This is a genomic window from Onishia taeanensis (assembly GCF_013349955.1).
Taxonomy (GTDB): domain Bacteria; phylum Pseudomonadota; class Gammaproteobacteria; order Pseudomonadales; family Halomonadaceae; genus Onishia; species Onishia taeanensis_B.
Genome location: NZ_JABVXC010000002.1, coordinates 19,325 through 33,562, shown reverse-complemented (window position 1 = coordinate 33,562; position 14,238 = coordinate 19,325). Strand labels below are relative to the sequence as shown.

Sequence of the window (14,238 nt, the reverse complement as noted above, 5' to 3'; positions counted from 1 at the left end):
GTTCCATCCAGGGCCGGTAGGTATGATCAGGAACTCATATACACTCAACCCTTTACGTAGGGGCAGCTACACTGTTTGGCAGCTCCACTGCGGCAGCTCTACTGCGGCAACCATAACTACCAAGGCCAGGAGGGCAGGGGAATGTGGCGTAATACTCGGCGAGGCTGGGGTATCGTCAGCATTGTGTTGCACTGGACCAGCGCTGTGGCAATCGTTGGTCTCTTCGCCCTGGGCTGGTGGATGACCGATCTTGGCTATTATCACAGCTGGTATAACCTGGCCCCCTGGTGGCATCGTTCGATTGGCGTGCTGCTGTTCGCTGCGACGATTTTGCGCTTGATCTGGCGAGCTGCAGGTTCATCACCGGCACTGCCCGGAGCAAGGCTCGAGCGGCTTGCCGCCGAGCTTGGCCACCTTGGGCTCTATGCGTTGCTGGTGGCCGTACTCGTCAGCGGCTACCTTATCTCTACTGCAGATGGGCGCGGCATCAGCGTATTCGGTTGGTTCGAGGTGCCGGCCCTTGTCAGCGACCTGCCTCGCCAGGCAACGCTTGCCGGTACCGTCCACTGGTATCTCGCTCTGGCCTTGATCGGTCTCGCTATCGTGCACATGCTGGCCGCACTCAAGCACCACGTTATTGACCGCCATGACATTCTGGTTCGCATGATTAACCCGCGCATCTCGCGCAAGCCGTGACGGGGTGCTGATGCGTTGCATCAGTCTTCCACTGCCGGGCGACGCTAAGTCATTGCCCAGCCACGTTTTCATTCAAGAAGGAGCAAGACGATGTTGAAGAAGACTGCACTAGCCGCCCTGACCGCTGCTGCCCTGGTGCCGATGAGCCAGGCTCAGGCCGCCGATTACAAGATCGATACCGAGGGGCAACATGCCTTCGTACAGTTCAAGATCAGTCATTTGGGCTTCTCCTACATCCTGGGGTCTTTCGAGGAGTTCAGTGGCGACTTCAGCTACGATCCGGAGAACCTGGCAGCGTCGTCAGTATCCATGGAGGTCGATGTCGAAAGCCTGAACACCAACCATGCCGAGCGTGATAAACATATTCTCAGTGAAGATTTCCTCGATGCGGGGGAATATCCGACGGCCACCTTTACGTCTACCGGGTTCGAGTCGACCGGCGAAGGTGAGGGCGTACTGACAGGCGAGCTGAGCCTGCATGGCAAGACGCAGGACATCGAGATGAATGTCGAGCACATCGGCGGAGGTGAAGATCCTTGGGGCAACTATCGCCAAGGCTTCGAGGGCAGCACTACCCTGACGCTCGCTGACTTCGACATCGATATGAGCAGCATGCCGGAACCGATGCAAACGCTCGAACTCTATGTGACCTTTGAAGGCATTCGTCAGTAACACGCGCCTCGAATGAGTGATGACCAGGGCACTGCCGGGCGACCGGTGGTGCCTTTTTATGTGCTAATGAACAAGTTCAATGGCAACGGTTCGTGGGAACAGGTGCGTAGGGACAGGGCGTGGGGACAGGTTCGTGGGGATAGGTCCGTGGGGATAGGTCCGGTGGCAAATCTATGTGAAAAAGCTCTGTGGCTGGTGCAGCCTGCAGTGAGATAAAAAAACCGGCCAACGACGTTGGCCGGTTCGCGAATTCCTTTCGCTGCTTGCGGGATAGTCAGTCATGTGGCCCCTGTTGTCAGCGGTTACTCCTGGGGTGATTGAACGGTGTTAGAAGACGTTATGCAGCACAGCATCGGGGAAGTGACGACGTAACATGCGGTTCTGAAAGCCATCCACGAAGCGACTATTGATGATGATGATAAAACGCTCGAAGGGACGGCTCGGGTCCCGCTGGGTCATGGCATCGACACTGTGGAAAAGCCGGTCATCATGCAGGTGCAATATTTGTCCGGGCTCGGTGACGTGCTCCAGCAGCGGCTGCTGGCCGGTCTTATCGGCATACAGGCGGTTGGTCGCGCCATCGACGTTATCGCGATTGATGACCAAGATGCTCAGGAATTTGCAGCCGTCGGCATGAATCCCCTGTCCTTGCAGAGGGTCGATCATACCCTTGCCACGGCTGCCGGTGATTTGCATGAGGATCGGCTCACGTGGGCCGATCCCCCACATCTTGGCCCAGGCCTTGATAAAGGCCTTCACGTCCTGACGCTCCGTAAAGCGCTCTTCCAGAGCCGGGTAGTAGCGAAGCTTGTCGGCCATGCTTTCTGCATCGTTGAAGGCACCGCCCTGTGCCATCGGGCAGTTCCCCATGACGTCTACCTCGCCTTCTTCGGTGAGGTTCAGCCACGACATGCGCTTCCAGCGGCGGTTCACATAAGGATCCCTGGGCAAAGCGGGCAGGAAGCTTGCCCAAGCCTCCAGGTCGATATGCGACGAGATGTCGTCCAGGCACCAGCCTTGGCGCGACAACGCCTGAGAGACGCTTGACTCCCAGTAAGGCGGCGGTGTTGGCTGGGCGACGGCGGACAGGTCGTAACCGTGTTTCAGGCTTTCGTTTTTCATGGTCTCATTCCTCGTGAGGTGACGCTGCCAGTACCGGCAGCAGTAAAAGTTGCTACAAAAGCAACCCCTCAAGGTTTGAGATAGTTGGTCAATAAAGCCAATCAAACGTGTAAATTTCTCATTGCCGCGATACGATAAGTCCATATGTCAGCTAGGATGGGGGACGTATAGCGTGTAGCCCTTCAGCATGGAAGGCGCCATGAAGGATCACAGTAGGTTATTGGGGTGCGGGTATTGCCGTACTTCGCTGATGGGCGAGTCCTGAGCGAAGTGACCGGCGGCCTCAACGATGATCTGGGAGACGTTTACTTGCCTTTTGCCTTTCGGCACATACCTAGCGTTTTCAAGCGGCTAGCCACATGGCGATATGCCAGGACGCTGATATTTTCTGGCCTATCCGGTGTCGCCGTCTTGATGTGCGCCACCCTCGATAATCCACACTTGCTCCAGATCGTCGGCATCGTGCTGCTATGCCTGGCGCTTTACGTCTGCCTAAACCGAATTCTGCACGATGAAGCGGCGGTCACATCGGGTGCTGGCGATCTCGCGAGAGTTCAGCGCCACTATTCCGAAAGCGAGCAGCGCTTTCGTGCTTTGCTTGAAAGCCTGCCTAAGGTGGCCGTGCAGGGTTACGATCGCGACCGTCGCGTCATCTACTGGAACTCGGCCAGTAGCGAGCTCTATGGCTATACGCGTGATGAGGCACAGGGCCAGTTGCTCGAGGACCTGATCATTCCCTGCGAGATGCGTTATGGGGTCATTGATGCCCATCGTGCCTGGGTGCAAGAGGGCATCGAGATTCCGGCCTCGGAACTCGAGCTCAAACGCAAGTTCGGCGAACCGGTGGTAGTGTTCTCGCACCATGTCATGCTAGGCGAACACACTGAAGACCCGCTGATGTTCTGCGTCGATGTCGACCTCTCTGACCAGAAACAGGCCCGACGAGACCTGGAGTTCGTCACTCGCTTCGACTCCCTGACCATGCTCCCCAATCGCGGGACCTTTGCGACCCAGCTCAATGAGTGTCTGGTCAATGCCGGAAGGCTAGGAGAAGTGGTCGCTGTAGTCTTCGCCGATATACAAGGCTTTGGCGATGTCAACGATGCCGAGGGTTACGAGCTCGGCGACCGCCTGCTGGTAGAGGTCGCTCATCGCTTGCGTAGCTGCCAGAGAAGCTCCGATCTTTTGTCTCGGTTTGGTGGCGACGAATTCGTGATGGCCTTCCCGCATCTCGAGGCCGGTAGCAACGCCATGCCGTTGGTCGAAAAGGTGCTCTCGGCCTTCGAAGAACCCTTCGATATTGGGCTTGGCGAGTTGCATGTCAGCCTCAAGTTCGGGGTCAGCCTCTATCCGGATAATGGGCGCAGTGCACGCGAGTTGATCCAGAATGCCGATGTAGCCAAGAACCGGGCCAAGCTTGCTACCGGGCAGGCTTACTGGTTCTTCGATCAGCGTCTGCATGATGAGCTGGTTCATGAGTATCGTATGGTCGAGCGTCTGCAGCGAGCGCTGCGCGATGGTGAGTTGCGGCTGTATTATCAGCCACAAGTGGCCGCCACCAGTGGACGGGTCGAGAACCTGGAAGCCCTGCTTAGATGGTTTCCCTGCGAAGGTGGCAGCATTCCGCCATCAGAGTTCATCCCGGTGGCCGAGCGCTCGAACCTGATTTATCGCATTGGCGAGTGGGCCATCCATGAGGCCTGTCGTCAGCAGGCCGAATGGAAAGCGGCAGGTTTGGGAGACTGTCGCATCGATATCAACCTGTCCGGTAAGCAAGTGATCCAGCATGATGTCTTTGCTTATCTTGAAAATTGCATGGACCAGTTCGGCCTGACGACTCGAGATATCGGCATTGAACTTACCGAGAACGTCCTGATACAGGCTGATCAATACATCCTCACTACGCTGCGCCGGCTCTATCATCGCGGCATGAAGATCGCCATCGATGACTTTGTAACCGGCTATTCGTCGCTGAGCTATCTCAAGCAGTTTCCGATCACGTCACTGAAGATCGATCGGGGGTTTTTGCAGGATGCCCCTGAGGAGCCGAGCGATCGTGCCATCATGGCGGCGATGGTCTTCATCGGCCACCAGCTCGGCCTCGAGGTGGTCGCAGAGGGCGTCGAGAACGAGGAACAGCTTGAGCTAGTGCGTGAGTTCGGCTGTGATCTTGTGCAGGGATTTTACTACTTCAAGCCGATGAGCGCCGATGATATCGGTCGCCTGCAGCGCTCGTTGATGACGGTGCGTGGACAATTGCCAAACCACTGACTCAACCACCGACTCAACCACCGATCTAGCCACTGACCCAGCCACCGATCCAGCCACTGACTCAGCATGGATAGCCCGATTTTCGGGCCTGCGCAATGGCGTCGCGGGGAGTACAATATTGCCCTTTTGCATAGTCGCCTGGAGGCAATGTGCCCGTATCGGATGCAGTGAGCGAATCTCTGGGGCGTCGGTTATGGCGCCAGACCTGGCCGATGGCCATCGGTGTGATGGCGCTGCTGGGCTTCCAACTGGTCGATAGTGCCTTTATCGCCCGCCTGGGCACGGCGCCTTTGGCCGCCCAGTCGTTTACCTTTCCGCTGTCCTTCCTGATTATCGGCGTCCAGGTGGGCCTGGGGATCGCCATTGCGGCCCAGTTGTCGCGGGTTTTGGGTGCCGGTGAGCACCAGCGTGCCAAGCGCCTGGGTAGCCTGGTGCTGGTGGTTGCCGGCTGCGTGATCGCGGTGTTGGCGCTATTGCTGTGGATCCTGCAGGATCGCCTGTTTCCCCTGCTTGGGGCTGAGCCCAGCAGCCTTGCCTTGATTCGGTCCTATTGGGGCCCACAGCTCCTGGCGGCCTGGCTGGGGGCCTTGGTCTACTTCGGCTATAGCCTCTTTCGTGCCCACGGCGATACCCGCTTGCCGGGCAAACTGATGGTGGTGACTAGCCTGATCAATCTGTTGCTCGATCCGCTACTGATCTTCGGTGTCGGTGACTGGGACGGCCTGGGACTTCCCGGTGCAGCCTGGGCCACGGTGCTGGCGTTCAGCGGTGGGCTGGTGTTGCTGTCGGGGCGTCTTGCTCGTCATGACTGGTTGGCCTGGCAGGGGCTGCTTGCCGAGTCTCGCCGTTCGGCGCCCGGGTTTGCCGGAATCGCCGCGCCGGCCATGGTCAGTCAGTTGATGCCACCCTTGGCGGCGATGCTGTCTACTCGCATCGTCGCGACCCTTGGCGAGACCAGCGTCGCCGCCTGGGGCCTGGCCAGTCGCCTGGAAACGGTCTCGCTGATGCTGGTGCTGGCGTTGACCATGTCGCTGCCGCCCTGGCTGGGGCGCTGCCATGGCGCCGGTGATGGGGCCACCATTCGCCGCCTGATGGGGCTGGCCGCGCGGGTGATCATCGGCTGGCAGCTGGCGCTGGGCGTGGTGCTGGCCCTGGCCGCTCCCTGGCTGGCGCTACTGTTGTCGGGCAATCCGGAGGTCCGAGACGACCTGGCACTGCTGATCCGCTTCCTGCTGCCAAGTTATGCCTTGCTGGGGCTATGTATGGTAGTGGTATCGGCCGGCAATGCCTTGGGCTGGCCGCTGGGCGCGATGCTGATGTCGGGCGTCCGTCTGTTCCTCTGCTACCTTCCCTGCCTGTGGTTGGGTAGCCAGCTTGCTGGAATGGTCGGGCTGGCCGTGGGCGCGGCCATCGGTAATGTCCTGGCCGGTACTCTCGCCTGGTGGCTATATCGGCAGCGACGCCCGGCGATAGACTATTCACAGTGATAATGTCTTTATTTAGCTTTTTTCCGAAATAAAGCACTGCTTTTTCGGCTAAATTTTGGTCTTTAGTTGTCTATTAAAGACATAATTCAGAATATTTTTCTTAAACGCCTCCCTTATACTCATGTCTCCTGCCAGCGTGGCTGGCGGGGCATGCCCTGATGGCTGTTGGGGCAGGCATGGGGTGCAGCATATCCAACGAAAGCAACAAGACAGCAATATAAAGGGGAGAGGCAATGAAGGTCGTCGTACTCGGCAGCGGTGTGGTAGGTGTCACCAGTGCGTACTACCTGGCGCGCCAGGGCCATGAGGTTACGGTCATCGATCGCCAGGACGCGCCGGCCATGGAGACCAGCTATGGCAATGCCGGCCAGGTCTCATTCGGCTTCTCCTCGCCCTGGGCCGCCCCCGGCATTCCCCAGAAGGCCATGAAGTGGATGTTTCAGGAGCATGCGCCGCTCAAGATCCAGCCCAAGGCCGACCCCACCATGGCACGCTTCATGATGCAGATGTTCAACAACTGCACGCCCGAGCGCTATGCGATCAACAAGGAGCGCATGGTGCGCGTCGCCGAGTACAGCCGTGGCTGCATCAATGCGCTGCGCGAGGATACCGGCATCCGCTACGAGGATCGCCAGAAGGGCCTGATGCAGCTGTTCCGCCACGACAGCCAGGTCGCGGCGGTGGGCAAGGACATGCAGGTGCTCGAGCAGTGCGGCGTGCGCCACAAGCTGCTCAACGCCGAGGAAATCAAGGATATCGAGCCGGCGCTTGCCCGAGTGCCGGGCAAGTTCGTGGGTGGGCTTCATCTGCCCGACGATCAGACCGGCGATTGCCATCTCTTCACCAACCGCCTGGCCAATTACTGCCGCGAGCAGCTCGGCGTGACCTTCCGTTTCGGGGTAACCATCGAGCGCTTGAAGCGCAGCGCAGGCCGAATCGAATCGGTCGTGACCAGCGCAGGCGAGATCAGTGCCGATGCCTATGTGGTCTGCATGGGCAGCTTCTCCAAGTTCCTGGTCAAGGATCTGGACATTCGCCTGCCGATCTACCCGGTCAAGGGCTACAGTCTGACCGTGCCGATCACCGATGAGGGCGGCGCGCCTCAGTCGACGGTGATGGACGAGAGCTACAAGGTGGCAATTTCGCGCTTCAACGATCGTATCCGGGTCGGCGGTACCGCGGAGCTTGCCTCCTACGACATGAGTCTGCTCGAGAAGCGCCGCGCCACCATCAGCATGGTGGTCAAGGATGTCTTCCCGGAGGGCGGCGACGTCGAGCGCGCTGAGTTCTGGACCGGCCTGCGCCCGATGACCCCGGATTCCACGCCGATCATCGGAGCCACCAAGTACGACAACCTGTGGCTGAATACCGGCCATGGCACTCTGGGCTGGACCATGAGCTGTGGTAGCGCCCATCTGCTGGCCGATCTGATGGATCGCCGCAAGCCAGAGATCGACCCTAAGGATCTGGACGTCAGTCGCTACGCGAGCTGATTGCATCCAGCGGGCAGCTTACCGCCCCGTCGGCTTAGCCGGCGGGGCGTTTTGTCGTTCGGGAGGACCTGGAGCAGCCAGGCAAGTGTAGAACGCATCACGCCCGGGACATCTGTCCCGGGCGTGATGGTGTAGCGGGTGATGCCTGCCTGGGCTACTTAGCCTAGTTAGTTGACTGCGGCGAAGGCCTTGGCCAGGTAGGGCAGGTTCTCATCGGAGAAGCCGGCCACGTTGGCCCGGCCCGAGCGCACCATGTAGATGCCAAACTCGTCACGCAGCCGGTCGACCTGCTCCGGGCTGAGGCCCGTGTAGGAGAACATGCCGCGCTGCTCGCCGACACAGGCGAACTTGTCGGCCAGGCCATGGGGCTTCAGGGCTTCGACGAAGTCGCGACGCAGGCCGTTGATGCGATCGCGCATCTCGGTCAGCTCCTCGCGCCACACCGCGGCCAATTCCGCCGACTCCAGAATCTCGGTGACGATGGCGCCGCCATGGGCAGGCGGGTTGGAGTAGTTCTCGCGGGCCACGATGGCGACCTGAGAGCGCACGTTTTCCATCTGCTCATGGTTCTTGGCGATTACCACCAGGGCGCCGGTGCGCTCACGGTAAATGCCGAAGTTCTTGGAACAAGAGCTGGTGATCAGCACCTCATCGAGGCTTTCGGCCAGCAGGCGTGCGCCATAGGCGTCTTCCTCGAGGCCTTCACCAAAGCCCTGGTAGGCGAAGTCGACCAGCGGCAGCAGCTCACGTTCCTGTACCACCTCCAGCACCTGGTGCCACTGCTCGCGGGACAGGTCAAAGCCGGACGGGTTGTGGCAGCAGGCATGCAGCACCACGACGTCACCCACCGGAATCTCCTTCAGCGCCGCCAACATGCCCGGGAAGTCCAGACGATTGTCAGCATCGACGTAGGGGTATTTGCCCAGCTTCAGCTCGGCGGCCTGGAAGATGCCCAGGTGGTTCGGCCAGGTAGGATCGCTGACCCAGATGCCGCGCCCCGGCAGCTGAGTGCGAATGAAGTCTGCGGCCAGACGCAGGGCGCCAGTACCGCCGGGCGATTGGGTCGCACTGGCGCGGTTGGCAGCCAGCACCGGCGACTCCTCGCCCAGCAGCATGGGCAGGATTGCCTTGCCGTAGCGCGGATCACCGTGAGAGCCGATGTAGCTCTTGGTGGTCTCGTTCTTCAGCAGCAGGGCCTCGGCCTCCTTGACGGCCCGCATCACGGGCGTGGTGCCGGCGGCATCCCGGTAGACCCCGACGCCCAGGTCGACCTTCTGGGGGTTGGTGTCGTTGTTGAAGGCTTCGATCAACCCGAGGATCGCGTCCCCGGGCACCCGCTGAATCTGCTCGAACATTTTAGGCTGCAACCTCGTCGGTTCTGGCGGCTAGGATGAAATCGTTCTTGTGCAGGCCCTTCATTTCATGTGACCACCAGGTCACGGTGACCTTGCCCCATTCGGTAAGAAGCGCGGGATGGTGGCCGGCTTCCTCGGCAATATCACCGACCCGATTGGTAAAGGCGAGGGCCTGCTTGAAATTGCGGAACTTGAAGACACGTTCCAGTTGCATGATGCCATCGCGGTCGATGATCTGCCACTCGGGAATCTGCTGGCCAAGCGTCTCGATTTCGCTGTCGGTGACATGGGGGGCATCCCAGCTGCAGGCTTCGCATTGCTGTTCGGAAAGATCGCTCATGGGGTAATCCTCAGGGGTTGGGTGGTGATAATCAGTGGTCTGATGTGTCAGGGACCATCGAATCGGCCGGTCTATTCAACAATGACCAGGGTGCCAATGTCCGGTTGGCAATGATCAGGCACCGACGGCCTTGGGCTTGGGCGGAAACTTGGGAGCATGCAGGCCAAGCTCCATGGCGCGGTGCACGAGTGCCATGATGTCCTGTCGGGAAAGGTCGTGCAGGGTCTCGAGATCGTCAAGAACGTAATAGAGCGGCTGCAGAATGTCGATGCGATAGGGCGTGCGCAGCGCCTCCAGGGCATCGAAGGCATGATGCTCGGGAGTATCGGACAGCGCGTGGACGGTCTCCTTGGGCGAGGAAATGATGCCACCGCCGTAGATGCGTCGTCCCTGTGGGGTATCGACCAGGCCGAATTCCACCGTCATCCAGTAGAGTCGCGCCAGGTAGACTCGCTCCTTGGGACTGGCCGCCAGGCCGAGCTTGCCATAGGTCGCGGTGAAATCGGCAAAGGCTGGGTTGGTCAGCATCGGGCAGTGGCCGAAGATCTCGTGGAAGATGTCCGGTTCCTGAAGGTAGTCGAGTTCCTCCGGGGTGCGTATGAAGGTGGCAACCGGGAAGCGGCGATGGGCGAGCAGCTCGAAGAAAGTATCGAAAGGAATCAGCGCAGGCACCTGAGCGGTCTGCCACCCGGTAGTGGCCTCGAGCACCCGGTCGATTTCGGCGAGCTGGGGGATATGGGTTTCGGGCAGGTCCAGGCGCTCCATGCCGTCGAGATACTCTTGGCAGACGCGGTTCTCGAGGATCGGCAACTGGCGCTGCATCAGGGTCTGCCAGGTGGCGTGTTCCTGGTCGCTGTAGGCGATGTGGCCCCGGGCATCGGGCATTCGCGCCTGATACTTGCTCGGTTTGGCGGCGATCGGTTGGGTCTGCGTGGTCATACTGCAGTCTCCGGTTGGCGTGCTTTTGTTATTGGTCGTTGCGGGCTATCGCGAAAGGCACAACGAGCCCCTCGTGCTTCTCACCTGATCTCAGTCTATGAGAGCCGGAACTCGAGGGAAGTCGCTTTTACGACGCCGGACCAGCTGCCCGGCAGTAAAATCGTCACGAAAAGTTGACGGTTGCGTGCTTGTGACGTCATGGAATCGTCGCTTTCGCTAGCACATGGCCTTGAGACCGGATGAGTGTCACGTTAGCTTTACAGGCGAGTCACGGCGCCTTGACGCCCGTAATGCCCGGTGACGCCATGTCGCGCTCGCGCCACGGGCACACCGCTACCTTGAACAGGGCTTCTTACCGAGATACTGCCATGCGCCTGAAATTTCACTGCCAGAACCGGATCGGCATCCTGCGGGACATCGTCGCCCACTTCGCCGATTACGGCGTCAACGTGGCCCATGGCGAGGTGGGTGGCGATCACGGCAATACCATCTACCTGCACCTGCCGCAGCTGCTCAACGCCCAGTTGGCCTCCCTCAAGCCGACGCTGGAGACCATACCCGGGGTCTTCGGCGTCAAGCGTGTCAGCCTGATGCCCAGCGAGCGGCGTCATCTGGAGCTGGATGCGCTGCTCTCATCGCTCTCCGAGCCGGTGATGTCGATCGACATGGACGGTCGCGTGGTGGCCGCCAACCGGGCCGCCGGGCAGATGCTTGGCGTGCGGGTCGACGAAGTGCCGGGTCTGTCGCTGGATCGCTATCTGCCCGACCTGGATCTTCCCGACCTGATTCGGCGCAACAACGCCCGGGTCAATGGCCTGCGACTCAAGCTCAAGGGCGCCACCTACCTGGCCGACATCGCACCGCTGCACCGGGAGCGCCATGATGATGTGGCGTCGCTGGCCGGTGCCGTGGTGACCCTGCATCGGGCGGACCGTATCGGTGAGCGTATCTACCAGGTACAGCGCCAAGAGCTGCGCGGTTTCGAATCGATCTTTCAATCGAGCCCACGACTTGCCACCCTGATTCGCGAGGCCCGGCGCATGGCGCCGCTGGACGCGCCGCTGCTGATCGAGGGCGAGACCGGTACCGGCAAGGAATTGCTGGCCCGGGCCTGCCACCTGGCCAGCCCCCGCGGCCAGGCCCCCTTCATGGCGCTGAACTGTGCGGGGCTGCCCGAATCGATGGCCGAGACCGAGCTGTTCGGCTATGCCTCGGGCGCCTTCGAGGGCGCCCGGCCGGAGGGCAAGCTGGGGCTTTTGGAACTGACCGCCGGTGGCACCATCTTTCTCGATGAAGTGGGAGAAATGAGCCCGCGGCTGCAGGTCAAGCTGCTGCGCTTCCTGCAGGATGGCGGCTTTCGCCGGGTGGGCAGCGACGAGGAGACTTACCTCGACGTGCGGGTGATCTGTGCCACCCAGCAGGATTTGCCGGGGCTCTGCGCCACGGGACTGTTTCGCCAGGATCTGTACCATCGCCTCAATGTGCTCTCGGTGCAGGTGCCGCCGCTGCGTGATTGCCTCGACGGCATCGAGGACCTGGCTGGGCACTTTCTCGACCGCGCCGCCCGCCAGATCGGCTGCCCGCTGCCCAAGCTCTCGCTGGCGGCTCAGGCACGGCTCTCGAATTATCACTGGCCGGGCAACGTGCGTCAGCTCGAGAACGTGCTCTTCCAGGCCGTTTCACTATGCGAAGGCGGTACCATCGAATCGTCGCACCTGCGCTTGCCTGAAGTGGGCCAGGGGCCAGGGCTCGCCGGAGTGGATCTGGAGGGTTCGCTTGGTGAGATCATCGGCGACGTCGAAAAACGCGTGCTTGCAGCCCTCTACCCTGAGCACCCCTCGAGCCGTCAGCTGGCGCGTCGCCTGGGTGTATCCCACACCACCATCGCCAACAAGCTCAAGCGCTACGGGATTGGCGACGAGGCCGATTGAGGGGTAGCCATGTTTCAGCGCTCGCCCTTGACCGATTCGCGTATAACCAGCCTTGGTGGCAGAGCCGTCAGCGGGACGAAAGGACGCTGATGCTCCAGCCGGTCGATGAGCTGGGCGATTGCGGTGGCGCCCAGCTCATAGATGGGCTGATGAATCGTGGTGAGGGCAGGGCAGTTATAGCGGCCGACGTCGATGTCGTCGTAGCCGATCACGGACAGCTCGTCCGGCACGCTGAGCCCCGCCTCGATGGCGGCGCGAATGGCGCCGATAGCGACCAGATCGTTGAAGGCGAACACCGCCTGGGGCGGCTGGCCCTTTTCAAGTAGTTCGCGCATGGCGGCATGGCCGCCGTCAGCCAGCAGGTTGGTGGCAATGATGCGCTCGGTCGGCAAGGCCAGGCCTGCATCCTCGCAGGCGTCCAGCGCGCCGGCCAGGCGCTCCTGAGAGCGCGGGTGGTCGGCAGGGCCGGTGAGCAGGGCGATATCCTCAAGGCCTTGGGCGAGCAGATGCTCTATCGCAAGCCGTGCCCCCAGGCGGGAGTCGTCGTTGACCACGGCGATGTCCGGGCGCGGGGCTGAGGCCGCATCCAGCATCACGGTGGGCAAGGCCTGACGGTTCAGAGCCTCGATAAACCCAGGGCCGTTGCGCGAAGTCATCACGATCAGCCCATCGATACGGCGCTCGAGGAGCGTGCCGAGGTAGGCCACCTGCTTGTCATCGACGTCGTCGGCATTGCACAGCATCAGGCTGTACCCGCAGTCGAAACAGTGATCCTCGACGCCGCGAATGAGCGCCGAGAAGAAGGGGTTGTCGGCGCTGGTCACGATCATGCCGATGGTGCGGCTGCGCCTGGATTGCAGCGAGCGCGCAATGGTATCCGGGCGATAGCCAAGCTCCGCGATGGCCCGTTGCACCCGCAGTCGGGTCGCGGGTGCAACGGCGCGGCTCTGGTTGACCACGTGCGAGACGGTGGTGATCGATACCCCCGCCTGCTTTGCCACGTCCTTCAGTCGAGCCATGGGCTCTGCTTATTCCTGGGTGATCAGCTTTAGCGGCACCGGGATATTGGCTTCGACGCTTTCCCCCTTGAGCAGGGCATCGGCGGTGTTGATGCCGAGAGCCCCGATCAGCGCAGGGCGCTGAGCAATGGTCGCGTCCATAAGGCCGTCTTTCACCGCCTGGACACCGGCATCGGTGCCATCGAAGCCGACCAGGATGACGTCGTCGTTGCCGCCGGCCTGCAGGGCACGCTGAGCGCCGAGCGCCATTTCGTCATTCTGGGCAAACACCGCCTGGATGTCCGGGTGGGCCTGAAGCAGGTTCTCCATCACGTTGAGGCCCTCGGTGCGGTTGAAGTTGGCCGGCTGAGAGGCCACCAGTTCGAGGCCAGGCGCCGCTTCGACGGCTGCCATGAAGCCTTCGCCGCGATCACGAGTGGCCGAGGCACCCGGCACGCCCTCGAGCTGGACGACCTGGCCTTCGCCCCCCAGCTGCTCGGCGATGAAGCCGCCAGCAAGCTGGCCGCCGGCGACGTTATCGGAGGCGATGTGCGAGGCCACGCGACCGCCGTTGGCGCTGCGGTCCAGGGTGATGACCGGCACGTTGCGGGCGTTGGCGGAGCGCACGCTGGATACGGCGGCATCGGAGTCGGTCGGGTTCATCAGCAGCAGATCGATGTCGCGGGACAAGGCGTCCTCGACATTGGAGAGCTCTCGGGCGGCATCATTGCCGGAATCCAGCACGATAAGCTCGTGGCCCAGGGCCTCGGCCCGCTGTTCGGCCCCTTCCTGCATGGTCACGAAGAAGGGATTGTTCAACGTCGACACCACCAGGGCAATGCGATCGGCCATGGCATTGCCGCTGAGACCGATGCCGGCGGCGACGGCGGAGGCGAGTAGCAGTTTCTTCATGGTCTGGCTCCTAAGGTCTTGT

12 protein-coding genes are annotated in these 14,238 nt (G+C 61.2%); 6 read left to right on the top strand and 6 right to left on the bottom strand.

Annotated features, from left to right (window positions below):
- Positions 1-141: 141 nt before the first annotated feature.
- Positions 142-696 carry a cytochrome b gene (locus HUS66_RS02915; protein ID WP_175069474.1) on the top strand — a complete coding sequence of 185 codons (555 nt, stop codon included), beginning with the start codon at positions 142-144 and terminating at the stop codon, positions 694-696.
- 90 nt (positions 697-786) lie between these two features.
- Positions 787-1,368 (top strand): YceI family protein, encoded by a 582-nt coding sequence (locus HUS66_RS02910; protein ID WP_175069473.1) that lies wholly within the window; start codon positions 787-789, stop codon positions 1,366-1,368.
- Between the two features lie 327 nt (positions 1,369-1,695).
- On the opposite strand, the gene HUS66_RS02905 is transcribed toward HUS66_RS02910, so the two are convergent.
- On the bottom strand, positions 1,696-2,490 hold the full coding sequence (locus HUS66_RS02905) for a 2OG-Fe dioxygenase family protein (RefSeq protein WP_175069472.1): 795 nt from the start codon (positions 2,488-2,490) through the stop codon (positions 1,696-1,698).
- A gap of 414 nt (positions 2,491-2,904) precedes the next feature.
- Here HUS66_RS02905 and HUS66_RS02900 point away from each other — a divergent pair, with 414 nt between their 5' ends.
- The 3 genes from HUS66_RS02900 (at position 2,905) to HUS66_RS02890 (ending at position 7,741) form a co-directional block, all read left to right on the top strand.
- A complete protein-coding gene (locus HUS66_RS02900) occupies positions 2,905-4,761 on the top strand; it encodes a putative bifunctional diguanylate cyclase/phosphodiesterase (protein WP_175069799.1) in 1,857 nt (618 codons plus the stop codon).
- Between the two features lie 212 nt (positions 4,762-4,973).
- Positions 4,974-6,248: an MATE family efflux transporter gene (locus tag HUS66_RS02895; RefSeq protein WP_175069798.1), complete on the top strand. Its 1,275-nt coding sequence runs from the start codon at positions 4,974-4,976 to the stop codon at positions 6,246-6,248.
- A 233-nt stretch (positions 6,249-6,481) separates the two neighbouring features.
- On the top strand, positions 6,482-7,741 hold the full coding sequence (locus tag HUS66_RS02890) for a D-amino acid dehydrogenase (RefSeq protein WP_175069471.1): 1,260 nt from the start codon (positions 6,482-6,484) through the stop codon (positions 7,739-7,741).
- 167 nt (positions 7,742-7,908) lie between these two features.
- Here the strand turns inward: HUS66_RS02890 and HUS66_RS02885 are convergent, their stop codons facing one another.
- The 3 genes from HUS66_RS02885 to phhA all read right to left on the bottom strand — a co-directional run bounded on the left by HUS66_RS02885 (position 7,909) and on the right by phhA (position 10,375).
- The gene (locus HUS66_RS02885) at positions 7,909-9,096 is read right to left on the bottom strand and encodes an aromatic amino acid transaminase (protein ID WP_175069470.1); all 1,188 of its coding nucleotides are present in this window, start codon (positions 9,094-9,096) and stop codon (positions 7,909-7,911) included.
- 1 nt (position 9,097) lies between these two features.
- Positions 9,098-9,436, bottom strand: coding sequence for a 4a-hydroxytetrahydrobiopterin dehydratase (locus tag HUS66_RS02880; protein ID WP_175069469.1), 339 nt, complete (start codon positions 9,434-9,436; stop codon positions 9,098-9,100).
- Between the two features lie 114 nt (positions 9,437-9,550).
- Entirely contained in the window at positions 9,551-10,375 is an 825-nt protein-coding gene (gene phhA / locus HUS66_RS02875; protein WP_175069468.1) for a phenylalanine 4-monooxygenase, read from the bottom strand.
- A 368-nt stretch (positions 10,376-10,743) separates the two neighbouring features.
- Here phhA and HUS66_RS02870 point away from each other — a divergent pair, with 368 nt between their 5' ends.
- A complete protein-coding gene (locus tag HUS66_RS02870; protein WP_175069467.1) occupies positions 10,744-12,306 on the top strand; it encodes a sigma-54-dependent transcriptional regulator in 1,563 nt (520 codons plus the stop codon).
- A gap of 14 nt (positions 12,307-12,320) precedes the next feature.
- Here the strand turns inward: HUS66_RS02870 and HUS66_RS02865 are convergent, their stop codons facing one another.
- Both HUS66_RS02865 and rbsB read right to left on the bottom strand, forming a co-directional pair.
- Positions 12,321-13,325, bottom strand: coding sequence for a LacI family DNA-binding transcriptional regulator (locus tag HUS66_RS02865; protein ID WP_175069466.1), 1,005 nt, complete (start codon positions 13,323-13,325; stop codon positions 12,321-12,323).
- A 9-nt stretch (positions 13,326-13,334) separates the two neighbouring features.
- Positions 13,335-14,216, bottom strand: a complete 882-nt coding sequence (gene rbsB / locus HUS66_RS02860) for a ribose ABC transporter substrate-binding protein RbsB (RefSeq protein ID WP_175069465.1) — start codon at positions 14,214-14,216, stop codon at positions 13,335-13,337.
- Positions 14,217-14,238: the final 22 nt, after the last annotated feature.

What these genes read in the sequence shown, in the direction of transcription:
- rbsB (WP_175069465.1), bottom strand. Translation starts at nt 14,216, where the DNA reads ATGAAGAAACTGCTACTCGCCTCCGCCGTCGCCGCCGGCATCGGTCTC.
- phhA (WP_175069468.1), bottom strand. Translation starts at nt 10,375, where the DNA reads ATGACCACGCAGACCCAACCGATCGCCGCCAAACCGAGCAAGTATCAG.
- HUS66_RS02890 (WP_175069471.1), top strand. Translation starts at nt 6,482, where the DNA reads ATGAAGGTCGTCGTACTCGGCAGCGGTGTGGTAGGTGTCACCAGTGCG.
- HUS66_RS02915 (WP_175069474.1), top strand. Translation starts at nt 142, where the DNA reads ATGTGGCGTAATACTCGGCGAGGCTGGGGTATCGTCAGCATTGTGTTG.
- HUS66_RS02900 (WP_175069799.1), top strand. Translation starts at nt 2,905, where the DNA reads ATGTGCGCCACCCTCGATAATCCACACTTGCTCCAGATCGTCGGCATC.
- HUS66_RS02910 (WP_175069473.1), top strand. Translation starts at nt 787, where the DNA reads ATGTTGAAGAAGACTGCACTAGCCGCCCTGACCGCTGCTGCCCTGGTG.
- HUS66_RS02870 (WP_175069467.1), top strand. Translation starts at nt 10,744, where the DNA reads ATGCGCCTGAAATTTCACTGCCAGAACCGGATCGGCATCCTGCGGGAC.
- HUS66_RS02865 (WP_175069466.1), bottom strand. Translation starts at nt 13,325, where the DNA reads ATGGCTCGACTGAAGGACGTGGCAAAGCAGGCGGGGGTATCGATCACC.
- HUS66_RS02880 (WP_175069469.1), bottom strand. Translation starts at nt 9,436, where the DNA reads ATGAGCGATCTTTCCGAACAGCAATGCGAAGCCTGCAGCTGGGATGCC.
- HUS66_RS02905 (WP_175069472.1), bottom strand. Translation starts at nt 2,490, where the DNA reads ATGAAAAACGAAAGCCTGAAACACGGTTACGACCTGTCCGCCGTCGCC.
- HUS66_RS02895 (WP_175069798.1), top strand. Translation starts at nt 4,974, where the DNA reads ATGGCCATCGGTGTGATGGCGCTGCTGGGCTTCCAACTGGTCGATAGT.
- HUS66_RS02885 (WP_175069470.1), bottom strand. Translation starts at nt 9,096, where the DNA reads ATGTTCGAGCAGATTCAGCGGGTGCCCGGGGACGCGATCCTCGGGTTG.